The organism is Amniculibacterium sp. G2-70, assembly GCF_014353055.1.
Taxonomy (GTDB): Bacteria; Bacteroidota; Bacteroidia; order Flavobacteriales; family Weeksellaceae; genus Amniculibacterium; species Amniculibacterium aquaticum.
Genome location: NZ_CP060698.1, coordinates 2,477,758 through 2,500,421, shown reverse-complemented (window position 1 = coordinate 2,500,421; position 22,664 = coordinate 2,477,758). Strand labels below are relative to the sequence as shown.

Sequence of the window (22,664 nt, the reverse complement as noted above, 5' to 3'; positions counted from 1 at the left end):
TTTGCCCATTAGTATAATGCATCATAATTATAATCTATTTTCACTTTACTGCTTCAGCATAAATTTTTAAAGCTCTATCTCTGGCAAAACTATGTTCTACTATTGGTTTTGGATATTTTTCAGTTCCAAATTCGGGTAACCATTTTTTGATGTAGTCAAAATTTTTGTCGAATTTTTCGGTTTGCAACGCAGGATTAAAAACCCTAAAATAAGGTGCAGCATCGCAACCAGAACCTGCTGCCCATTGCCAGTTTCCATTGTTGGCAGACAAATCGTAATCATTCAACTTTTCAGCGAAATACGCTTCGCCCCAACGCCAATCTATCAGCAAGTGTTTGCACAAAAAACTGGCAACTATCATCCGAACCCGATTATGCATATAACCTGTTTGGTTGAGTTGTCGCATTCCTGCATCTACAATCGGATAGCCCGTTTTTCCATTACACCACAACTGAAATTCCTGCTCGTCATTTCGCCATTGAATAAAATCGTATTTCGCCTTGAAAGACTGATTAACCACCTTTGGGAAATGATACAAAATCTGCATAAAAAACTCCCGCCAAATCAATTCGCCTAACCAAGTTTGATTGTGTTGCAAAGCAAAATCCACACATTTACGAATACTGATGGTTCCAAATCTTAACGCAATCCCTAATTGAGTTGTTTTTTGAAGTGCCGGAAAATCTCTGTATTTATCATATTCATCAATGATTTTTGCTTCTAATTTTGGCGTTTCAAAATGAAATTCTGTTTTCTTAAATCCAATATCTTCTAAAGAATGAATTTCGGTGAAATCTTGTTTCAAAAAGTGATTAAAATCGGCTTTGTGAATTTGATAATCTTTTTCGGTTAAAATCTCTTTCCATTTTTTAGCATAAGGCGTATAAACAGTATAAGGTGTTCCGTCATTTTTTACAACTTCGTGTTTATCAAAAATCACCTGGTCTTTAAATGCTTTAAAAGGAATGTTTTGGGTTTTGAAAAAATTATAAATTTCGGTATCTCTTTCGATGGCTTGTGGTTCATAATCTCGGTTGCAAAACACCGATTGAATGTCATATTCTTGGGAAAGTTGTTGAAATGTTTCTAAAGGATTTCCATAAAAAGAACTCAGTTTTGAACGATGATTTTTTAATGCTAAATTGATTGCTGAAAGTGCCTGATGAATGTAATCTACTCGCCTATCACTTTTATTCTCTAACGCATCTAAAATGGATTTATCAAAAATAAAAATAGGCAATACCGGAAATCCCGAAGCTAAAGCCTGACAAAGACCTGCATTGTCATCCAATCGTAAATCCCTACGAAACCAGAATATGGAAAGTTTAGTTTTCATTCAAATATGGGTTATCGGTTTTATCGTGTTTTACCCAAATCAATTTGGAAGTGTCATAACCGATTTCTTCGGCTATTTTCAAGTACTTTGCTTTTATATTTTCAGGAATGGTTTTTGTGCGTGATAAAATCCACAGATAATCCAAATCTTTTCCGGCAATCAAAGCATATTGGTAATTTTCGTCTAAAGCCACCACATTGTAGCCCGAATAAAAAGGCCCGAAAAAGCTCACTTTTAATGCAGCCACATTTTTATCTCCTCTAAATTTTGCCAATCCATCGGCTTTGCTCCATTTCTTTTTCACGAAATTGTAACCGCTGTTCAACACAATTACATTTCCTTTTTTATCTAATTTATACTGGGCGGAAGTGTTGTCCAAATTCTTTTCAAAACGGAAATCAAATCGGGCAACTTCGTACCACGCACCTAAATAGCGATTGACATTAAAGTTTTCTACTGGTTTTGCTTTCTTGGGAATAGATGCACAAGAATTTAAAAGTAAAATTCCACAAGCTATAAAAGCAGTTCCTATAATTGTTTTTCTTTTCATTTTATTCTTTTTTAAAAGTTAATGCTTCTTCCAATAAATTCTCTGTGTCAATATTTTTATCATAAATCTGTTGATGAAAATCATTTAGTTTATTCAGTAAACGTATCAATTCCATTTTTTCATTATGCAATAAATTTCCTGTAACAATGGAAGTTGCCTGACGAATTTTATCCATAAGGTTTTCCAGTGCTTGAAGCCCAGTTTCCGAAATTGAAATCACTTTCCTTCGTTTGTCGGTTTTAGAATTCCGCTGTTCAACCCAACCTTGATTGATTAAGCGATTGATAATCTGCATACCAACTGGTTTTTCATGTACATTTTTTTTGATTAAATCCATTTTAGACATTTCGCCAAAAGCCTTCAAATTAATCAAATAAATAAAATCTTCTTGCGTAGAAAAATCCGAGCCAACAATTGCCGATTTGGAATAGCTTTTCGCATATCTGTTCATGTGAACAATCAAGGTATTAATCACACTTTCGGCACTTCTTCCATTTTCTTTCCCTTCCCAATCCGGTTCATTAACAACCGTGTTATTGTTTATCGAAATCCAGTTTTTAAACCCTTCAATAGATGTTTCAAAATGGTTGTTATTGTTGGTTTCAATCTCAAATTCCTGAACTAAATCGAGCACATCTTTAATTAAAACATAATTCATTTTAAGTGATTTTAGAATACAAATATACTATTTATTTTTAAAAAAGTACATAAATAGATTTTTATTTGAAATATTAGTTTACTTTTGTACTAATTAATTACTTTGTAGTATGAAAAAAATACTTTTAGGATTGGTTTTCCTTTTGATTGGAAATAATATTTTTACCCAAACAATAGGTACTATCAACGGTGTAGTAAAAGACAAAAACTCACAAGAAATTTTAATTGGAGTTGAGCTTAAATTTGCCGGAAAAGACACAGTAAATACACTATCCGATGAAAACGGAAACTTTTCGGTTCAACTTCCTGTTGGAAAATATAATTTAGAAACTTCGTATATTGGTTACACCCCTTTCACGCTTTACAACATTAATTTGAGTTCCGGTAATGCTCAAATTTTACAGATAGAATTGGACGAGAAAAGTCAGGAATTACAGGAAGTGGTCATCAATGCTGGAAAATCGGTTAGGGCTTCGGATATGATTACACCTTTGGCCACCCAAAAATTAACAGCCGAAGAAATAAAATCCAACCCAGGAGGAAATTTTGATGTTTCAAAAGTTATTCAGGTATTGCCCGGAGTAGCAGGAGGAACAACCCCCAACCGTAACGATATTATTGTGCGTGGTGGCGGCCCGAGTGAGAATGTCTATTATTTGGACGGTATCGAAATCCCTGTTTTAAACCATTTTCAAACACAAGGTGCAAGTGGCGGAGCAACCGGAATTTTGAATGTTTCTTTTATTCAAGATGTACAACTCACTTCATCGGCTTTTAACGCAAAGTATGATAATGCTTTGGCTTCTACGATTGTTATTAAACAACGAAATGGCAATCCTGACAAATTGAGTGGAAACTTTCGTTTGTCGGGAACAGAATTTGCAGCAATGTTAGAAGGTCCATTGGGAAAGAAAACCACATTTATGGCTTCGGCAAGGCGTTCATATCTGCAATTTTTATTCAAATTATTGGATTTACCCATTCGCCCTGACTACTATGATTTTCAATACAAAATCAATCACAAAATCAACAATAAAACCGAATTGACTTTTATAGGAATTGGAGCAATAGATAATTTTAAATTAGCCGTTCCGAAAAAGAGCGATGCCAATACGGAATACATCAATCGGGCAAATCCTTTAATCAATCAATGGAATTATACCGTTGGAGCAACCTTGAAACAATTGGTAAACAATGGTTTTTTTACTATTGCATTAAGCAGAAATATGTTTTTTAATGGTGCTGACCGTTATGAAAACAATGCTTCAAAAAGTGGAAATAAATTGTTTAGTTTGGGAAGTCATGAAACGGAAAATAAACTTCGTTTTGATATGAATAAATTTAAAAACGGTTGGAAATACAGTTATGGTGTAGATGCACAATATGTAAAATACGATGCCGATATTTTCAATACGATAAAAGAAGAAGTAAAGGATAATAACGGAAATATCATTAGTCCTGCCGTTAGTTTTTCAAGTAATACAGCAATTGAATTTTTCAAATTTGGTGCGTACGGTCAAGTTGCAAAACGATTTTTTGACGATAAATTCTTAGTGTCGGGAGGTCTTCGTGCAGACATTAATACCTATACAAAAAACGGATTAAATCCATTGAGAACGCTTTCTCCAAGGGTTTCATTTTCTTATGCTTTCAACAATCAATGGAATATTTCTGCATCCGTTGGAAGTTATTACAAACTGCCTGTTTACACCATGCTTGGCTATAAAGACAATAATGGCATACTTGCCAATAAAGAGTTGAAATATACCAATTCTATACACTATACCATCGGAACGGAGTTTGTACCGAAAAACGATTTGAGGGTTACTTTTGAAGCATTTTACAAAGATTACAGAAATTATCCAACTTCCTTAACCAACGGAATTTCTTATGCCAATATCGGCACGGATTATTCGGCAGTTGGTAGCGACAAATACGCATCAACAGGACGAGGACGAGTGTATGGAATTGAAGCATACATTCAACAAAAATTGATTAAAAACCTTTTTTATGTAGCCAGTGCTACGCTTTATAAATCGGAATTTTCGGGAACCGATAATCAATTCAGACCTTCCACTTGGGATTATGGGTTTATTGTTTCGGCTACTTTTGGTTACAAATTCAAAAAGAATTGGGATATCGGCTTGAAATACCGAATTGCCGGAGGACAACCGTACACACCTTTTGATATGAACGCATCAACAGCGATGTATTTTACAACTGGAACAGGAGTTTACGACTATTCACAACTCAACAGCAAGCGACTACCTATTTTCAACCAATTGGATTTGAGAGTAGATAAAAAGTTCAATTTCAAGAAAGTAAGTTTAGATGTATTTGTTGATTTCCAAAATATTCTGTTTTATAAAACTCCTTATTTACCCAAATTTACTTTTGAAAGGAATGATGACAATACTGGCTTTAAAACCACAGACGGACAGCCAATAAAAGCAGACGGAAGTAATGCCATTCCATTAATTCTAAATCAGCGGTCGGCAACCATCGTACCTTCTATTGGATTTATATTTGAATTTTAAGGAATAATATAACAGACATACACATTGGCAAGCCACACAAGCCACCGCACAGAGCAAAGCTTACCAAAGAGTATGTCTTCCATTCCACACATAAAAATAAAACAAAAACAACTTTACCGAAAGAACGCCAGCCTGTAACAAGCGGTTTGAACGCAAGCAGGGGTGAATTGCACCGTTTGAACTTTTGTGCTATATTTGAAGTTCGGTTCTCGCATCAGGGGTAGTGCTAAAATGCCCAGCCTGCGTCAAGCCGCTAAAACGTTGTCCGTAATATTTGAGGAGCGTTATCAAATCGAAGATTTTGCAAATTTGAAAATTTTTTGACCTCTACCCTGCTGATTTCTAAATTTTATGCCGAATAATTTCTGCGTGAAAATTTTAAAAATTGTGCTGAAATTCATGCTGAAAATTATCCTGTTGATTTTCGAAAAATTGTGCTGAATATCTTGCTGAAAATTATCCTGTTGATTTTCAAATATTGGGCTGAGAAATCCTAAATTTGTCGTGAAAAATTGAAGTGACTTGGCGAAAATTATCAATCTGAAATTCTTTGGAAACACGCTTCTTTTCTCTTTGTCGTCCTTGTGTAATCTTCCCATTCTTAGTAACACTCAAAAGTAGAGATTTTATTTAATATTTCTGTTGTTGGTGTTGAATAATTTTGTTGAAATGTGGGAAAATCTGCTGGATTAGTGTGGCTGATTTTTCCATATTTCAATAAAAAATCCCTCGGTGTGAGATATTGCAATGCACTGTGTGGTCTTTCGTTGTTGTATTTCCACATCCATATTTCTGCGTAATTTCTCATTTGTTTCACGCTTTCTTACAAATTTACAAAATAATCTGCACTATGCAGACAAACCCTGACAAAAACAGGACAACGTCAACATATTGATGATTTTGTAAGGTACGAATTTAGACAAAAAAAGCCATAAATATGCCATAAAGAGACAAAGTTGCCGCTCTAAATCATACCCCCTTTTTATGCAGACAAAAGGAGGTCATAAAAAAGGCTGAAATGGCTGTGTTTGACTGATAACTGACTGATATTGTCCACCCTGCAAACCGCTCATTTTTAGAGGTTGAATTTAATTTTACAACAATAAAAATGAAGCGTATGAGAAGTACATTTAAAGTCCTTTTCTTTCTGAAAAGAGACAAACAAAAAAAAGATGGCAGCGTGCCTGTATATTGCAGGATTACCATTGATGGAAAGGAAGCCCGTTTCGGAATGAAGAAAAACATTGACCCGAAACTTTGGAACGTCAAAGAAGGAAAAGCAACAGGAAAAAGTGCCGAATCTTCTGAAATTAATGCACTGCTTGAAAAAACAAAAGCCGGAATTCATAAAATTTACAGAGATGTTCAGGAACGGGAAAATTCAGTTTCTGCCGAAAAAGTAAAGAATATTTTTCTCGGAATAGACAGCAAACAATATATGTTGCTCAAAGCATTTGATGAGCAAATTGAAGAAAAATTCAATCTGATAGGCAAAAAAATTGTTAAAGGGACTTACAATCATTATTACTATTTGCGAATCCGATTGGCGGAATTTATTTTGGAAAAATACAACCTTTCGGATATTCCGCTTCGGGAAATCAATTATCAATTTATCCGTGATTTTGAAATGTATATGCTGACGGTTCGTGGGAACAAACAAAGTACCATTGCACAGAATTTAATTTTACTGAAACTGGTTCTGGAGTTAGCTTATAAAAATGAATGGATTTACCGCAATCCGTTTTTCAATTATAAAATAGAAGATGAAAAATCTGAACGAGGCTATCTCACACAAAGAGAAGTCGAAATTTTGATGAATTGGAAGCTGGACAAAAAACTGGAACGGACGAGAGATGTTTTCATTTTCTGCTGTTTTACGGGTTTATCCTATATTGATGTCTTTAAATTGACCAATGAGCAAATCCAATTATCCATTGACGGACAACAATGGATTATGGGAAAAAGAGAGAAAACCGATATGGATTATTTTATCCCGATGATGGAAATTCCGAAGAAAATTCTGGAAAAATATAACGGACAAACCTTCAAAAACGGAAAATTACTTCCTGTAAAAACGAGTTTAACAGTCAATCGCCATTTAAAAGAAATTGCAAAAACCTGTGGCATTGAGAAACATTTGACATTCCATTTATCACGTCATACTTTTGCTACTTTAACGATGTCAAAAGGCGTTTCATTGGAAAGTGTGAGCAAAATGTTAGGTCATAAAAACATACAAACCACCCAAATTTACGCTAAAATGACTACCGAAAAAGTGGGCAGAGATATGGCAATTTTTGCAGAAAGTATGAGGGAAACGGAGAAGAAGTTTGTGGTGAATTTTTGAGAATGTCATATCAAATTAAATAAAAGAAGATTGCTTAGGGTAGCAATCTTCTTTGTTTATAGTGCCTTGTAATCTCATTTCTTAGAGAAAAAATCTTTAGATGCCCTTAAATATCCCCCATATAATTCCTATTATAGTAAAAACACCCACAATTAAAGCAATTATTACATTTGCTTTAGTCCATATGGATTCCTTTTCATTTTTTCCTGATTCAATTGATTGGTCTTTAACCATAGAGTTTTCATTAATAATAAGATTCCCCTTGTTATTTATTATTTGTTTCCCTTTTGCCATTTCTTGTTTTGCATATATTCCGTGTTCTTTGAGATAATTTAGAAAATTATCTTTTCTCTCATCAAACCACTTTACAAATTCAGGAATATTACTTTCATCAAAATCCGGAACAATTTGTAAATCCCCATCCTCAATGGCTAAATCTCCATTTTTAATTTGTAAATCAAATTTTTGAGTTTCTTTGAACCATTGCTTAAAATATTTTCTTATCTCCGGCTTTTCTATGTTCAATAGCTTTTCAGAAGTAATGACATCAAAGAAAAAATCAGCTTGGCTTACTCTTTTTTCAAGTTTATTATCTAAATATTCATCCCATATCTTTTCATCATAAATTTCAGGATGCATTTCTTTGAAATCTTCAGCTAAAATGAAGGTCAACACATCATTATTCTCAAACAATTCCTTTCCCTTATCTGCAATTGTATATTTAGGATTACTTTTTCCATTATCATCATAATTCCAGTCCGCTATTTTGACAAGATTATATTTTCGAACAAATTCAGTAATGCTATTGTATTCGAGCTGATTACTTTCAATAAATGGTAATGTTTTATTTAGTACTTCAGATAAAACAATAGGAGATTCACTTTTATTGAGTGATTCCAATAATAAATTAACATACTTGGCTTTTTCAAAACTTTCCATAGAATCTAATTAATGAAATCTATATTTCTTTTCTCTCATTATAAATGCATCTTTTCCTCCTTCAACAATATCAGCAATATGTTGTCTGATTCCCATAGATTTTAATAAATCGGTTTCATCTGGAAGTTTATCGAATGAGTTTTCAATTGAACCATTAATGTAGTCGAATTTGAATAGGCTAGAAGTCTTATCGTCATTTTGTCCTTTTTGATTGGCAACAATAACGTTCTCTGCATCTGCGTTTACAACAATATTTGCATTGTGAGTCACGACTATTATTTGTCTTTCAAGCTTTTTATTTCTTAAGTAATTTACCAAATCTGCCGTAATAGACCTATTATCAAGGTTATCTTCAGGTTGATCAATTAATATCGGAGCCTTAGACTTACTTAGACCTATAATCAACATCAAAATAACAAAACTAGCTTTTCCGGTTGACATTTCCCCCAGTTTATCATTCTTATAAGTAATTTCCCAATAATCAAAAAAATAATCATCCATTAGAATTTTGATGGTGTTAGGAATAGAAGTTCTGCTATTCAAAACATATTCTCCACTGATGATATTTTCAAATAATATTTTAATCTGCTGAAATATATCTGTAAAAGTCGCTTCATCTGTAGATTTCTTACTTTCTTCAAGAATGTTGTATTGTCGATAAGAAGCACTTCTGCCATCACTTACATCTAAAAGTACTTTTCTTAACTTGTTATAATGAAATTGTGCTTTACCTAAAATTCTTAATCCGTCCTTTTCCAGTTCAATAGTTCTATTCTTCAGGGCATCTATTATGGCAATATATTCCTGATAACTGTTTTCATAAATTTTGAAGATTTCTTCTTTCGAATCATTTAGTTGTTTCTTTTTATCCTGTATTTTTTTACTTAGGTTTTCAATATCCAACAAAGCTTTTTTATCACTTGAAATAGACTGATTCAAAGCTTCAATAGCTTTTTTTATTTGGTCATCTTTTAAAAATGGTTGAATAGCATCTCTTAATTTTTTCCCTTCATCACTTATTACTGTTAAAACTTCTTGAAACTTGCTTTTTTCTTCCTTAAAAACTCTTTTCCCTTCTTCATTAGTTTCTACTTCTAATGATTTTTCAATTTTTACTACTTCCTCAAGTAAAGAATCAATTGGGGTATAAATACTTTGATAATAGTCTTTAATCTCTTGAAGTTGTAAATTTTCAACTAATGAATTTTTCTTCTGTTTCAGATTCTTAAGAACCTGTGCCAAATCTTGATTGAAATTTTCGACCGCAGAAAAATCTTCTCTGAATTTTTGTAATTGACCTTTATTCTCTTCTTGTTTAGATTGTAAAGCCTTATATTCTTCTACTTGTTTAGGAGTTAATCCGCTGCTTTTATTAAGTTCTTCAAGCTTTTCTGTATTAGTTTCAATATTTTTCTCTAAAACAGACTTATTAGATTTCGTTTTTAGTTCCTCCTCTAAGTTTTGTATTTCTTTCTGAGCTTCAAAATATGAATCAATTTGACTATTTCTGAGCTTATCATTTTGCGTTACTTTATTTAAAAAGGATTGATATAGTTCTTTGGATTCATCATCTTCTATAATAAGATCTCTGACAATTTTATTTAAAGATTTACCTTTTTTATTCAATTCCGGTTCCGCTAACTTTACTAAGTAATTCTGCGGAATATACTTTATTTGCGGTAAAATTGAATTTTCATCAGCATTGCGATTCAGTCTTTGACTAAAACCTCCTTTTGTTGTAATCTCAAAATCGAAACCATCTTCAATTTCATTTAAATCATATTTATATGAACCGTTTTCATTTTTCAAAACAGTTTCATCTGCTGATAATGTTTTAGCGATTGAAAATAACAAAATTGATTTTCCTGAAGATTTCCCGCCAATAATAACATTCAAATTTGGGTTTAAATAAATAGGAGCTGTTGAAAATACATTATTGGGTGATATGAATTTCACTTTTTCAATTAGCAACTTTTCTTCTTTAAAATCAGGTTTATCCTCCTGAATTTTGACACGCTGTTCAGGTTCAAAACAAATTTGGCGTAATCCCTCGAAATTTAAGTCTCCTTTAATCCAAGTGAACTTTAAAAATAAGTCATCTTCTTTATGAGCGTCACAACCAATTATGCAAGGTTTTAACGAACCTCTATTCAATAAAACTTCTTCAACTTCGGTTTTATAAACGTCATCATTATATCCATCTGTACCTTCTGATTTTTTCCCAACAAAATACTTTATATCTTTCGGATTTGCAGAAAAAATAGCATCGGAAATAAAGTAGATTGATTTTCTCAAACCATCCAAGCTTCCCTTTTCATTTTCAAATAAATCATAATGTTTTTGTGTACCAGATGCTCCATCATTGTTAGAATTGCTGACCACCAATAATGTGTTATCTTGAAACTTCTTATTTGTTGAGATTAATTCTTTTAAGGATTTTAAATCTATAACAAAATTTTCAATGCCTTTATCGTATTGTTTTTTCTCATCCGTAATAGTAGAATCCAATGATTTTCCATAGCTACTAATACCATAACGATTCATCTTGATTTTATCCTGATTTTCTATGTGAGAAAAAAAATCATTTTCCAAATCAGCAACATATCCCGGATTAAAAATACAATGAATATTTATTAATCTTCCTCTATCAGTTGATGGTAACATACGAAGTTCCACATTGGGAAATATGAATATATTTTTGATGAACTCAATTTCATTTGGCGTGAATAGTGGATTACTTTCGGTATCTATCTTCAACTCAATATTTTCTCTGTAATCAATTGCATCCTTATATCTATCTATTGAAAAATAATCAGTTATCCCAATCGCAGATATTTGATTTTCATAGGCTTTTTTATAGAAAATATGAAAAAAATCTTCCATCGTAGAAGAAGAAAATTGGTCGTTTTTATTGGTTCCCTTGGTATGAATATGGAAATTCCATTTGTTCCATTCTGATCCGATGTTATGTTTCATTGTTATAGTGTGCTTTTGTAGAAAATAAAACTTTATAAAATTAAGCATTTTTTGTAAGTCAGACTATAAAAGTTCAATCACTTACCTATAAAAAATAACGCAAGGTTCAACCACTTACCCATAAAAAATAATGTAAGGTTAAGCCACCAACCTATAAAAAATAATACAAAGTTCAACCACTGACCTATTAAAAATAATGCAGAGTTAATCCGCTAACCTGTAAAATATAATGCAGGGTTCAAACATCAACCTATAAAAAATAATGTAGAGTTCAAACACTTAAAAAAAATAACGCAAGGTTCAAGCACTAACCTATTAAAAATAATACACGGTTCAACCACTTACCTATAAAAAATAATGTAAGGTCAGACCACCAACCTATTAAAAATAATGCGAGCTTAATCCACTAATCTATTAAAAATAATGCAGGGTATTAATTTCACGCTCTAAAAATAAGATTTACAAAAATAAACATTGATAATCAGCAACTTATTAAAATCAAGATAACTCTGTTATACATTTCCCAGACCTCTAAAAAAATCAAAACTTTCATTTAGCAAGATGTGTCTTTGTTCCCACAAATTTTTTGCAAAATTTTGGCTTCAAAGACTATCTTGCCTTTTTTGCAAAAAGGAAAAAAACGGCGGAACTTGTTTTTTTTGTTTTATGGAAAATTGGGTTTAGGAATCCAAACTCGTCCAAAATAATCTTTTTTAATCTTTCGGGAGTCCAAAGTAATCCAAACTCGTCTTATTTAGTCCAACGCCGATGAACACAATTGTTTCGTTAGAATTTCTGTTTCAATTTTGCAGCAGAAATTTTAATCAAAAACAATGAAAAAATTATTTTACTTTTTGGTCGTGCTTGTAAATATGCAATTTCAGGCACAGGTCGGAATCAACACCACTAATCCAAAAACCACATTGGAAGTCGTTGGAAAACCCGATGTTCTCAATCACTTTGACGGCATTATTCCGCCCAAAATTACAGGCGACCAACTTGCCAAAAAAAATTATACAACATCTCAAAAAGGAGCAATCATTTACGTTACCCAACCTGCAACAAAACTTCTGGGGCAAGTCATTCACGTTGTTGAGGAAGGTTTTTATTCTTTCAACGGAACCTATTGGATTCAGATTCTCAATGAACCTCGTTATTACGACGCACTCATCACTTTGGACGAAACACTTCCCCAAAACACCATCGTGGAACAAACATCTTGGAATTACCAACTTCCTTACCCAACAAATCCTCGACAATACACCCATTCTTACAAATTATACCGATTAGGAACAGCCGGACTTGGAATTTCAGGACAGGTTGATGCCCGAAGAATCGGAACTATGGGTTATTTAGATGTCAGCATTAAAAGTTCCGCAACCATTTCTTCAAATTATGTTGCATTAGATCTCAGTAAACCATTGCGAGATTTAGGTTTTATGTCAAGCGGAAGTACAGGTTCAATCATCAATATTTTGGTCAGCGGAAGTCCAACCGGCTATGTTTTGGGAACAGAGCAAGGCATAATTTCCTTAACCAATGTCGATTTCAAGTTGCTGCTTTGGAAAAATCAAATTGAAAAATTCAGCGGTACCATCAAAGGAATGATCACTTTTCCAATTAATTATCTGAATGTAATCGAGTGATAGAAAACAAAAATTTGGAAAAGAAAGATTATGTAAAAATCAGGATTTCCACCACCCGAAAAGAAAATTGGAAAAAGCTCTGTTCGGAAAAAAATATCTCTTTGACGAGTTTAATCACCGATTCTGTCGAGGGCAGAATGCAGGACGACGAAAGGAGAAAAGTATTAGCGTTCATTGAAAAACAAGACAACATTTTCATAAAAATCGAAACCAATATCAATCAGTTGGCGAAAATGGTAAACGGTCAGAAATTCATCAGCAAAACCGAATTTGACGAGTTTCAAAACCAACTGAAAACCATCACAAAACTGAAAGAAAAGCAAAACGAAATTTTTGTAAAAGTTTTTTCCTTAATCGCTGATGATAGTTAAAATTTTAGGTTCGGCAAGTTCGGAATTTCACGGTGTTCAGTACAACGACAAGAAAGTAGAAAAAGGAACAGGCGAACTGATGCTGATGAAAAATTTTCCGTCTTTCATTAACGAAAACAGCAGTCAGCAGGAAGTTCGGGATTATTTTAAATCTGTTTCAAAAAACGAAAAAGTAAAGAAACCGCAGTTTCACGCTGTGATTTCGACCAAATTTCGGGAACATTCCAAAGAAGAACTCGCAAAAATTGCAGAAGATTTTATGCAGGAAATGAAATACGGAAGCCAGCCATTCATCGTGGTTTTTCACAATGATACCGAAAATAATCACGTCCATATTGTTTCGACAAGAGTAGATAAAAAATCGGGCAAAAAAATCAACGACAGTTATGAAAAACTGAAAGCCCAAAAAGCATTGAGCAATGTTTTGGAAAAAAGGTTCGGCATTGATAACGAAAAACGCATTGACGAACTTTTACAATACAAATTTGGTTCGCTGAAACAGTTGGAAACTCTGCTCACAAGAAATGGTTACAAGCTAAGCGAAAACACAAATGATGAAAGAGCATTAACCATTTTAAAAAACGGAGTGTTTCAGCGGACATTTTTTGAAAATCAAATGGTTTTTGAAAACCGGAAAAACGAAAACAGGGCAAAACAACTCAAAGCCATTTTGGGCAAATACAAAAATCTCTGTTCCAATAAGGTTTTCAAAGTGGAAGACCTAAGGCATTTGGAAAAAATGTTTCCCGAAGAAAAGCACAAAAACGATTGGAAACCCAAAATTGAATTTGAAAGCGAACTTCAAAAAAAGTTGAGAGATATTTTCGGAATTGATATGGTTTTTCATCACAAAGACGGACAAAAACCCTTTGGTTACACAATAATTGACCACAAAACACAAAGTGTTTTCAAAGGAAGTGAAATTATGAAAATGAATGAATTGTTTGAGTTTACGAATGAAAAAATGGACAAAAGACTTTTTGAAAGTTTGAAGGATTTTAATATTTCAGATGAAACTTCAAAACAAGCATTAATACAGCATTTAAAGCGAAAAAATCCAGAAAATGTAATCAAAGATTTTATGCTTTTTGAGAATAAAAAGTTGAAGGACAAAGAAACTTTTAATTCCATAAAAAATGATGTGAAAGAATATCTGAAAACCCAAAATAAAAATGATGTCGAACTGATAAAATCCGAAGACGGAAAATATTACGCCATTCATTCAAAACTGCATTATGTAGGCGAATTGGAAGCGTTAATCGGAGAAAAAGAATATCAATTTTTTTTGAATCCATCTTCAACAAAATCATCAGAAAATGAAAATAAAACACTTTCAAAAGAACTTAAAAAAAGCATCAACGACTTGATTTTCGAGTTCAGCAAATCATCAGGTTCGGGTAAAGATCCTTCCGAAAACGAATTTAAAAAGAGAAGAAAAAGAAAAAAATGATTATCACATTTGCCACCCAAAAAGGAGGAGCCGGAAAAACCACTCTTGCCATCGCATTCGCCAATTATTTGACGGAAATTTCATCAAGAAAAATCAAGGTTTTTGATTTTGATTTTCAGAAGTCATTTTACAACAAATGGAAAGAAGATGAAGAATCGGAATTGCCGAAAATCTACGATGTAGAAGTCATTGGCGAAGATGATGAAGACCAACCTTTTGCTGATTTGGAGAACATTATCGACCTAAAAGAAAGCGAAGAAATTTATCTCTTTGATTTAGCCGGAACGCTCGACCAAAAATACAGCGATATACTGATTTACAGCGATTTTATCATCATTCCGTTTGAATATTCCGATGTTTCTGTAAAATCTACTTTGGTTTTTAAAAATCTGCTCGGTTTGTTGGAAAGTCAGTCAGAACGGATTTTTATCCGCTCTAAATACGACAAAAGTTACAAATACCGCAATCAGCCGGAAATGGACAAAGAACTCTCAAAATACGGTTTGTTGCTGGAAAATCCCGTGTTCAAAAGAAATATTTTGCAAAGCATCGACACCCGAAAACTGAATTACGAACAAAAAAATGCCGTGAAAAAGCCATTTAATGAAATCATAGAATTTATCGAGAAAGAATTAAAAATTACGGTTTGAGTCAAGAACCGACAACCAACAACCCAATTATGATAAAATACTCACTCCTCCTTTTAGCCGCTTATTTTCTGTATTACGCCGGAAATATCGTTTATGACCTTTTTCTGAAAAAAGAAAAAATTTCGGAAGTTGATATGACGGAAGAATTTTCCCTCGTAGATATTTCAAAATCGGACAATCAGCGATCTGTTCAAGTCGGAATTGAAGATGTGGAAAAGATCAAAACGCCAAAATCTTATCTGAAAAAAGAAATTAATCCTACCCAAAATCCAAGCTCATTTGAAGAAAACCCAAGTTTAGACGAATTAAGAAGAAGATTTGAAGCAGAACAGGACATTGATGAACTATTTCCGACTCAAAACAATTCTGAAACAGAATCCGAAAAAGCACTAGAGAAAGAAGAGGAAAAAGATCCCGAAAATCCGTATGACAAAGAAAATTTATCCAATCAAAACATCAATAAAAATGACGTAAACTCCAAAAGAAAAGCCATCGACAAAAAAGAAAATCAATGGAAAGACTTTTTGAATTTGGCAGAAACCAGCGTGAAAATGGTTGCAAATCTCGAAGGTCACAAAGTTTACCATTCCCTTATGTAAACTGTTGAACAAGATTTACTTACCAAAATATTAACCTAAATTATTTTTTACAATGAAATTAAAAACACGAATGATGACAAAGAGAAATCTCTTAACAATGGCAATTTTGCTACTTGCCGCAACTCCAGCATTTGCACAAGGTGGAGCAACCGCAATCTCGAATGCAGCCCAAGACATTAAAGATTATTGGGATCCGATAAAACTTATTCTAAAAGCAGTCGGTGGATTGGTCGGATTTATCGGCGGATTGAGGGTTTACAACAAATGGACGAACGGCGATCAAGATGTCAACAAAGAAATCCTCGGTTACGGAGGAGCGATGATTTTCCTAATCGTAGTGCCTGAATTTGTAACAGCATTCTTTGCCTAAAATGGGATTTTATCTTTACAAGGGGCTTAAAAAACCCCTTGTTTTCTTCGGATTGAAAGGCAAATACATCATTTACGCAGTCGCTGTCATCGGTGCAGGAATTATTTCCGCACTCGTTTTATCCAAATTCGGATTGCTAGGTTCATTATTCGGACTTGCCGTAACAGCCGGAGGTGTTTATCTCATTTTCAAAAGACAAGACAAACACGGACTCTACGACAAAACCAAAAATTTCAATCAGATATTCATTTTCCCCAAAAGATTAAGCAATAAAACACTATTTAAAAATGGCATTAATAAAAAAAAAAGCATTTGATATACCCTTCATCGGCTACGATTATGGCAAAGATTATAATTGGGATTTTGATGTTCTTTTCGGACAATACGGCAATCCCATTATCGGAATCAGAATTAAAAATATTGTCGAACAATATTCCGCAGACCCCGATAATTACCTGAATTTTCATACGGTTTTAAACCAAGTTGTTTCCATTATCGGAGAAGGAAGAATTGTTCAAAAACTTGATCTATTTTCAAAAAAGAAATATTCAGCAGAACCTTCCAATCAGTTTTTACAACAAAAATATTCTGAACATTTTGACGGCAGATTGTTTAAAACCATTGAAACCATTTTTCTTTTCACAGATATTATTGATGACAAACTGAAAAAGAAAACTAAGCCGTACCAATTCTCTGAAAAAAGCTATAAAGAACTTCGGGACAAATGCCAAAAAGTTTTTATGCTTTTGAAACAAAGTGATTGCGAACCACAGTTTTTATTTGAAAAAGATTTTGAATACTACATTTCCGGAGCATTGTCGATGCAGTTTTCCGAAAAACCTGTTTTTGATAATATCAAAAGTACCAACGAGTATCTGCAAATTGGAAACCGATTCGTTAAAAATATTTCTTATGTTGATGTCGAAAACATTGATTTACCCTCTGAAATAGAACCTTTTTCCGTTTTAGGCGGTAACGGAGCAGCATCAGAAACAGCCGTTGATAATTTCACTTTCATTAATGAGCTGGAAGATTACGAAACGATTATTTATAATCAAGTCATTACGATTCCGCTTCAAGCTCCACAACAACGGGAACTCGACAAGAAAAAGAAAAAACACGAAGGAGCAGCCAATAATTCTCCGTCCAATGCCATTATAGCCGAAGAAATCCAAACGCTTTTACACAATATTGCCATTGATGGACAGTTGGTTGTCAATGCTCATTTTTCCCTGATATTTTCAGCAAACACGCTGGAAAAAATGGAAAATATCCAGTCGATGATCGAAAACAAATTGTTTACGAAAGGAATCATCGTTTCCAAAAATGCTTACAACCAGTTAGAACTCTTTCGGTCGGCACTTCCGGGTAATGCCACGGAACTCAGGGAATACGATTTATTTATGACGACAAGCGAAGCTGCCTTGTGTTTTTTTTTTAAAGAAAGTTACCCCGTAAACGAAATATCTAATTTTTATCTAAGATTTACCGACAGACAAGGCGTTCCGCTCAGAATTGACCCGGCAGATTTACCAATGAAAACAGGAAGAATTAATAACAGAAATAAGTTTGTTCTCGGACCTTCGGGTTCGGGAAAATCCTTCCTGATGAACAATATCATCGAGCAGTATCTGACTTACAATTACGATGTAGTCATCGTTGATACCGGAGATTCTTATTCGGGAACCTGCAAATACAAAGGTGGAAGATACATTCAATACACCGAAGAAAAACCCATTACGATGAATCCTTTTTTGATGAACAAAAAGGAGTTCAATATCGAAAAAATCGAGTTTTTGACCAACCTCATTTTTTTGATTTGGCAAGGTCCCGATGCAACAATGTCGGCAGCGCAGAAATCCATTTTGGATAATGTACTGATGTCTTATTATCATCAGTTTTTCAATAACGGAAAACAATGGTACGAGCATAAAAGCACGGAAGATTTGATTCTTTATTTGGGAAAATACAACATTCACGAAGAAGATATTTTCCGGTCAGCGACCGGAGGCAATTTTGAAAAAAATTATTATAATATTCTAGGGATTCCTTTCGATGCCAATTCCGAAGAAATCAAAGAAGCCGGAAGAAAGTTGTTGAAATTTTATCACCCTGACAAAAACGTGAATAATCCCGATTATGACAGCGAAAAATTTTATCAAGTCTACGAAGCGTATGAAACTTTGAACGATGAACAGCGAAGAAAAATTTACAACGAAACCCAGCTGATTCTGATTAAATCCAATGAAATCATCAAAAGACCGGAAACCGCAGAAGATTGGAATGAATCATTCAGAAAAGCCATTATCAAAAAAATCAAGGAACTCGAAGAAAAATTAGAAGCCAAAGAATTGTCTTTTAACGGATTCTATGACTATTGCGATAAATTTTTACCGCTTTATCTGAACAATAAAAAACACGCAATTAATGAAAGGGAATTTAATCTGAGAACTTTTTTATTTGTGTTGAAAGACTTTTACAAAGGCGGAAGATACGGAACAACTTTGAATAATAAAGGAGACGAGAGTCTCTTTGATGAACCTTTCATCGTCTTTGAAATCGACAACGTAAAAGACAATCCGAAACTCTTTCCGATTGTAACACTGATTATTATGGACACGTTTATCCAAAAAATGCGACTGAGAAAAGACCGCAGAAAAGCCCTGATTATCGAGGAAGCGTGGAAGGCAATTGCCAGTAAATTAATGGGTGGTTACATTTTGTATCTCTACAAAACCGTTAGAAAATTTTGGGGAGAAGCCGTTGTTGTAACACAGGAACTCGACGATATTATCGGAAATGCCGTCGTAAAAGATTCCATTATCAACAATTCCGATACGTTTATTTTGCTTGACCAAACCAAATTCAAAGATAATTTCGACCGAATTGCGGCTTTGCTTTCACTCAATAAAGTCGAACAAAACAAGATTTTTACGATTAACAATCTCAACAATAAATTCGGTAGAAGTCGTTTCAAAGAATTTTATCTGAAACGAGGTTCCAAGGGAGAAGTTTACGGCAACGAAGTTTCTTTGGAGCAATATCTGACTTACACCACCGAAAAACCCGAAAAATCTGCTGTTGAATATTATGTCCAAAAATACGGCAGTTACGATGAAGCACTTATAAAAATTGTCTCCGATTTAAAAATTTTCGGCGACAGTCTGGAAAATTTGGTGGCACTCGTCAATCTCTACCAAAATCCTTTGGACAAAAAAATAGATTCCTACTACAAAGTGATGAAAAATAAACACAAAGGACAAAATGTGTTCAAAATCATTTCACAGGAATTAGAAAAGAGGAATATCAGTTTTTCGGAATTAATCAATAAAAACCCAAAAGAATATGAAAAGGTTTAGCCTATTATTTTTAGGATTCGGGAGTTTGGGCTTCGCTCAAAATACCTACATCGACCCAACTGTAACAGCAACAATGATTCTCTATTCGGAAAATTTGAAAGCCAAACAAAATGATGTGATTGATGAAACTTCCAATCTGAAAAACGCCCAAACGTGGGTCGGAACACAGATGGTTGCGGCCAATGACATTCAGAATAAAATTTTGAAAGGCTTAAAAGAAGTTTCCGGAACATTACAAAATGGGATTCAGGTAAAGCAAATTTATTCGGAACTCAATAAATGTTACAATTATTCATCACAGGTCGTTCAGTTGGCTTCCCAACATCCTCAATACGCCATTTTTGGAGTAAAAGCATCACAAAAAACGTATGAGCAAAGTCTGAAAATCGTTACCGATGTTTCCGATATTCTCGCTTCCGGCGAACTGAATTTGGCTACAGCAGGTGACCGATACAAAATTTTACACAATATTTCCGGCAATGTAAAATCGCTGAAGCTATGGCTTTTAGCCATCAAACTGCGATTGGAAAAAGCCAACCGCTTAGGATTTTGGAACTCCATCAATCCGTTTGCCGGTTACATCAACACTGATAAAGCCATTGTGGAAGACATAATGAACCGATATAACCGAAATTTTTAAATCCTTTAAAATGAATATTCAACGACTTTATGAAACTAAAAATAAGGTGTTCTTATGCCTTTTTCTTACGGTAACATATGCGGTATTAATTTCTTCAAGTGGTGGTTCCACGCCGGCTTGGCAAAAGGAAAACGTATCCTTTCCGATGATGAATATTCAAATTAATGCGGCATTGAAAGAACACGACAGACAAAAGGAAATGCGGCAAAAACAAACCCTTAACGCAACCGTAGAAACCGCCAACCAAACCCAATGGAAAGATTTTAAAGACAAAGTAACGAAAGTGCAGGACAGACTCCGGATTGTTTCATTTACAATTCAGGCAATACCAACGGGGATTGCGATGAACAGGGAGATTACTAAAATTACAAACAACCAAACCGCAATTATCAACGAAATCAGTTCCGCACCACCTTCCATTATTTCGGTTTTACCTTCGCAAGTGCAGTTTATAGATGATTTACAAATGGTTACACGCTTAATCACGGGAATTATCCTCTCTTACGGAGCAATAAACCAAATGGAAAAATCAGAACGGAAAATTTTACTGGATTATGCTTTGGGAGAAGTCAAAACATTGAGCAGAAACTCAACCTATATGCTTTTAAAAATCAGAGATATTAAAGCCAAAGTTCTACGGAACAAAAGGGCATTTCATTATTATGTCACTCGGGACAAGCAGGTTGTTGAGAACATTATGAAAAACATTAAATCCTTTTAAAAATGAGAAATATTTTGATTTTTGGAATGTTTACATTTTTTGGAATTTCGGTTAGCAGCCAACAGATTGTGATTAATGACAAACTGTTAACACAGCTTACCAAAGACCACGCTGTGAGAATAGCGAGTGAACAATCTTTTCTCAATTCTTACAAAAAGCAAAAAGAATTATACGATGATATTAAGCAAAAAACGGCTCAAGTTATTGCCATTCAAGAGTATATCTACCAAAATTTAAAAAATGTCAATTCTGCTTTAACACAAAGTAAAAAACTGATTTATCTCTATCAATATTTGGAGAAAATTGCAGAAAACTCCAATAAAATGCTGGATTTATCGGCACAACACCCGGAATATGCTGTTTTGGTTTCAAAATATTATGTAGAAATCGGCAAACAGCTTTTGAAACTCCAACAGGAAGTAACGCAGGATATTTTGAATGAAAACAAAGATTTTCTAATGGATGCTTCGGATAGAGAAATGCTAATAGAAAAGGTTTTCACGAGAGTTAGAAACATCAACGGAAATATTCTCTATATCATTTTGCGATTAGAAAATGCCAAAAAAATTCCATACCTGTATCAAATTCCGATACTGAGAAATTACGTCAATATCGACAGAGCCATTGTCGGCGATATTATCACAAAATACAAATACATTTATAATTAAAAGCGTTGAAATATAATGATGAAAAATCTATTCAAAAAAGGAAAATATCTCCTCTTATTATTGATGACAACCAATATTTTCGGACAAACGGTAAAAAGACTCAACGACCCTTCCATCGTTGCCCAACATAAAAGAATGACCTTTGAAAGTTGGGGTGATTGGCGACCTTATCCCAAATATTTTTTGGGCATTCAAACTAATTTAGCTTACGCTACAGTTTGGGGTTGGCTTGCTCCTTCAAGAAATAGAGATTATAAGGCAGGTGAAGATATTCGTCCATTAAAACCAACAGGAGAACAAAACTTAAGACTTGCCCAATTGAAATTACAGGAACAGGAAGCCGAAAAAATCAAAGCTACTTCCGACACCATTTACAAAAGAAGCGTTCAGGATTTTGCCCATTGGACTTCCGCAACCGTTGATGCAGACCCGCTTTGGTTGTTGTATTACAAAAGAATGCTCAAACCGATTACAGAGTTTCCAGACAATCCGCAAAATTTTATCGAATGGCGATTAAAAGACCAGCAAACTTATGAAACCCTCAATACGACAGGAACTTTAAAACGATTGCAGGAAGAACTGGATTTAATCAAAGAAAAATATTCGATGTCGAGAAGTATGGATATGCCGAGAGGGAAACGATTTATAATGTATCACGAAACCCTTATCAAATGGCGAAGATTTGTACAAGAACTGAGAAAATACAACAACAAAACCACATTGCTTTTGGATTATAAAATCATTCTGAAAAACCATTTATCGACGACTTTACCACAGGGCTTTACCCCACAAACGGACAAGCAAATCGTAGAAAATATGATGCAACACTATAAAAACCAATATTAATA

20 protein-coding genes are annotated in these 22,664 nt (G+C 33.9%); 14 read left to right on the top strand and 6 right to left on the bottom strand.

The features are described 5' to 3' along the window. Positions 1 to 40: 40 nt before the first annotated feature. The 3 genes from H9Q20_RS11550 to H9Q20_RS11540 are packed head-to-tail and all read right to left on the bottom strand — an operon-like array spanning position 41 to position 2,544. A complete protein-coding gene (locus tag H9Q20_RS11550) occupies positions 41 to 1,336 on the bottom strand; it encodes a cryptochrome/photolyase family protein (protein ID WP_187477808.1) in 1,296 nt (431 codons plus the stop codon). Beyond that, a complete protein-coding gene (locus H9Q20_RS11545; RefSeq protein ID WP_187477807.1) occupies positions 1,326 to 1,886 on the bottom strand; it encodes a lipocalin family protein in 561 nt (186 codons plus the stop codon). The genes H9Q20_RS11550 and H9Q20_RS11545 overlap by 11 nt, the downstream gene beginning before the upstream one ends. Before the next feature lies 1 nt (position 1,887). Beyond that, positions 1,888 to 2,544, bottom strand: coding sequence for a MarR family winged helix-turn-helix transcriptional regulator (locus H9Q20_RS11540; protein WP_187477806.1), 657 nt, complete (start codon positions 2,542 to 2,544; stop codon positions 1,888 to 1,890). Positions 2,545 to 2,653: 109 nt separating this feature from the next. Here H9Q20_RS11540 and H9Q20_RS11535 point away from each other — a divergent pair, with 109 nt between their 5' ends. Beyond that, on the top strand, positions 2,654 to 5,080 hold the full coding sequence (locus H9Q20_RS11535) for a TonB-dependent receptor (protein ID WP_187477805.1): 2,427 nt from the start codon (positions 2,654 to 2,656) through the stop codon (positions 5,078 to 5,080). Between the two features lie 601 nt (positions 5,081 to 5,681). On the opposite strand, the gene H9Q20_RS11530 is transcribed toward H9Q20_RS11535, so the two are convergent. Then, positions 5,682 to 5,888 carry an integrase core domain-containing protein gene (locus H9Q20_RS11530; RefSeq protein ID WP_164472023.1) on the bottom strand — a complete coding sequence of 69 codons (207 nt, stop codon included), beginning with the start codon at positions 5,886 to 5,888 and terminating at the stop codon, positions 5,682 to 5,684. A gap of 309 nt (positions 5,889 to 6,197) precedes the next feature. On the opposite strand from H9Q20_RS11530, the gene H9Q20_RS11525 reads away from it, so the two are divergent. After that, the gene (locus H9Q20_RS11525) at positions 6,198 to 7,427 is read left to right on the top strand and encodes a site-specific integrase (protein WP_262385534.1); all 1,230 of its coding nucleotides are present in this window, start codon (positions 6,198 to 6,200) and stop codon (positions 7,425 to 7,427) included. Between the two features lie 96 nt (positions 7,428 to 7,523). Here H9Q20_RS11525 and H9Q20_RS11520 read toward each other — a convergent pair whose 3' ends face one another. Further along, positions 7,524 to 8,366 carry a hypothetical protein gene (locus tag H9Q20_RS11520; RefSeq protein ID WP_187477803.1) on the bottom strand — a complete coding sequence of 281 codons (843 nt, stop codon included), beginning with the start codon at positions 8,364 to 8,366 and terminating at the stop codon, positions 7,524 to 7,526. Positions 8,367 to 8,375: 9 nt separating this feature from the next. Continuing rightward, positions 8,376 to 11,342, bottom strand: coding sequence for a TrlF family AAA-like ATPase (locus H9Q20_RS11515; RefSeq protein ID WP_187477802.1), 2,967 nt, complete (start codon positions 11,340 to 11,342; stop codon positions 8,376 to 8,378). 833 nt (positions 11,343 to 12,175) lie between these two features. On the opposite strand from H9Q20_RS11515, the gene H9Q20_RS11510 reads away from it, so the two are divergent. The 12 genes from H9Q20_RS11510 to H9Q20_RS11455 all read left to right on the top strand — a co-directional run bounded on the left by H9Q20_RS11510 (position 12,176) and on the right by H9Q20_RS11455 (position 22,662). Next, positions 12,176 to 12,988, top strand: a complete 813-nt coding sequence (locus tag H9Q20_RS11510; RefSeq protein WP_187477801.1) for a hypothetical protein — start codon at positions 12,176 to 12,178, stop codon at positions 12,986 to 12,988. Between the two features lie 14 nt (positions 12,989 to 13,002). Next, a complete protein-coding gene (locus H9Q20_RS11505; RefSeq protein WP_262385533.1) occupies positions 13,003 to 13,359 on the top strand; it encodes a hypothetical protein in 357 nt (118 codons plus the stop codon). Further along, complete coding sequence (locus H9Q20_RS11500; RefSeq protein WP_187477799.1) at positions 13,349 to 14,809, top strand: relaxase/mobilization nuclease domain-containing protein; 1,461 nt, start codon at positions 13,349 to 13,351, stop codon at positions 14,807 to 14,809. The genes H9Q20_RS11505 and H9Q20_RS11500 overlap by 11 nt, the downstream gene beginning before the upstream one ends. Beyond that, positions 14,806 to 15,459 (top strand): ParA family protein, encoded by a 654-nt coding sequence (locus H9Q20_RS11495; protein WP_187477798.1) that lies wholly within the window; start codon positions 14,806 to 14,808, stop codon positions 15,457 to 15,459. The genes H9Q20_RS11500 and H9Q20_RS11495 overlap by 4 nt, the downstream gene beginning before the upstream one ends. A 29-nt stretch (positions 15,460 to 15,488) precedes the next feature. Continuing rightward, on the top strand, positions 15,489 to 16,058 hold the full coding sequence (locus H9Q20_RS11490; RefSeq protein WP_187477797.1) for a hypothetical protein: 570 nt from the start codon (positions 15,489 to 15,491) through the stop codon (positions 16,056 to 16,058). Positions 16,059 to 16,155: 97 nt separating this feature from the next. Continuing rightward, positions 16,156 to 16,428, top strand: a complete 273-nt coding sequence (locus H9Q20_RS11485; RefSeq protein ID WP_262385531.1) for a DUF4134 domain-containing protein — start codon at positions 16,156 to 16,158, stop codon at positions 16,426 to 16,428. Between the two features lies 1 nt (position 16,429). Then, a complete protein-coding gene (locus H9Q20_RS11480) occupies positions 16,430 to 16,744 on the top strand; it encodes a DUF4133 domain-containing protein (protein WP_187477795.1) in 315 nt (104 codons plus the stop codon). Continuing rightward, the gene (locus tag H9Q20_RS11475; protein WP_187477794.1) at positions 16,716 to 19,787 is read left to right on the top strand and encodes a TraG family conjugative transposon ATPase; all 3,072 of its coding nucleotides are present in this window, start codon (positions 16,716 to 16,718) and stop codon (positions 19,785 to 19,787) included. The genes H9Q20_RS11480 and H9Q20_RS11475 overlap by 29 nt, the downstream gene beginning before the upstream one ends. Then, positions 19,774 to 20,427, top strand: coding sequence for a hypothetical protein (locus tag H9Q20_RS11470; RefSeq protein WP_187477793.1), 654 nt, complete (start codon positions 19,774 to 19,776; stop codon positions 20,425 to 20,427). The genes H9Q20_RS11475 and H9Q20_RS11470 overlap by 14 nt, the downstream gene beginning before the upstream one ends. A 10-nt stretch (positions 20,428 to 20,437) precedes the next feature. After that, positions 20,438 to 21,148, top strand: a complete 711-nt coding sequence (locus H9Q20_RS11465; protein WP_262385530.1) for a hypothetical protein — start codon at positions 20,438 to 20,440, stop codon at positions 21,146 to 21,148. A gap of 2 nt (positions 21,149 to 21,150) precedes the next feature. Next, a complete protein-coding gene (locus H9Q20_RS11460; RefSeq protein ID WP_187477792.1) occupies positions 21,151 to 21,816 on the top strand; it encodes a hypothetical protein in 666 nt (221 codons plus the stop codon). Positions 21,817 to 21,831: 15 nt separating this feature from the next. Further along, positions 21,832 to 22,662: a hypothetical protein gene (locus H9Q20_RS11455; RefSeq protein ID WP_262385529.1), complete on the top strand. Its 831-nt coding sequence runs from the start codon at positions 21,832 to 21,834 to the stop codon at positions 22,660 to 22,662. Positions 22,663 to 22,664: the final 2 nt, after the last annotated feature.

Coding starts and splice junctions, on each gene's coding strand:
- H9Q20_RS11550 (WP_187477808.1), bottom strand. CDS start 1,336: ATGAAAACTAAACTTTCCATATTCTGGTTTCGTAGGGATTTACGATTG.
- H9Q20_RS11465 (WP_262385530.1), top strand. CDS start 20,438: ATGAATATTCAACGACTTTATGAAACTAAAAATAAGGTGTTCTTATGC.
- H9Q20_RS11520 (WP_187477803.1), bottom strand. CDS start 8,366: ATGGAAAGTTTTGAAAAAGCCAAGTATGTTAATTTATTATTGGAATCA.
- H9Q20_RS11495 (WP_187477798.1), top strand. CDS start 14,806: ATGATTATCACATTTGCCACCCAAAAAGGAGGAGCCGGAAAAACCACT.
- H9Q20_RS11530 (WP_164472023.1), bottom strand. CDS start 5,888: ATGAGAAATTACGCAGAAATATGGATGTGGAAATACAACAACGAAAGA.
- H9Q20_RS11475 (WP_187477794.1), top strand. CDS start 16,716: ATGGCATTAATAAAAAAAAAAGCATTTGATATACCCTTCATCGGCTAC.
- H9Q20_RS11490 (WP_187477797.1), top strand. CDS start 15,489: ATGATAAAATACTCACTCCTCCTTTTAGCCGCTTATTTTCTGTATTAC.
- H9Q20_RS11545 (WP_187477807.1), bottom strand. CDS start 1,886: ATGAAAAGAAAAACAATTATAGGAACTGCTTTTATAGCTTGTGGAATT.
- H9Q20_RS11455 (WP_262385529.1), top strand. CDS start 21,832: ATGATGAAAAATCTATTCAAAAAAGGAAAATATCTCCTCTTATTATTG.
- H9Q20_RS11460 (WP_187477792.1), top strand. CDS start 21,151: ATGAGAAATATTTTGATTTTTGGAATGTTTACATTTTTTGGAATTTCG.
- H9Q20_RS11480 (WP_187477795.1), top strand. CDS start 16,430: ATGGGATTTTATCTTTACAAGGGGCTTAAAAAACCCCTTGTTTTCTTC.
- H9Q20_RS11500 (WP_187477799.1), top strand. CDS start 13,349: ATGATAGTTAAAATTTTAGGTTCGGCAAGTTCGGAATTTCACGGTGTT.
- H9Q20_RS11535 (WP_187477805.1), top strand. CDS start 2,654: ATGAAAAAAATACTTTTAGGATTGGTTTTCCTTTTGATTGGAAATAAT.
- H9Q20_RS11515 (WP_187477802.1), bottom strand. CDS start 11,342: ATGAAACATAACATCGGATCAGAATGGAACAAATGGAATTTCCATATT.
- H9Q20_RS11525 (WP_262385534.1), top strand. CDS start 6,198: ATGAGAAGTACATTTAAAGTCCTTTTCTTTCTGAAAAGAGACAAACAA.
- H9Q20_RS11470 (WP_187477793.1), top strand. CDS start 19,774: ATGAAAAGGTTTAGCCTATTATTTTTAGGATTCGGGAGTTTGGGCTTC.
- H9Q20_RS11485 (WP_262385531.1), top strand. CDS start 16,156: ATGGCAATTTTGCTACTTGCCGCAACTCCAGCATTTGCACAAGGTGGA.
- H9Q20_RS11510 (WP_187477801.1), top strand. CDS start 12,176: ATGAAAAAATTATTTTACTTTTTGGTCGTGCTTGTAAATATGCAATTT.
- H9Q20_RS11540 (WP_187477806.1), bottom strand. CDS start 2,544: ATGAATTATGTTTTAATTAAAGATGTGCTCGATTTAGTTCAGGAATTT.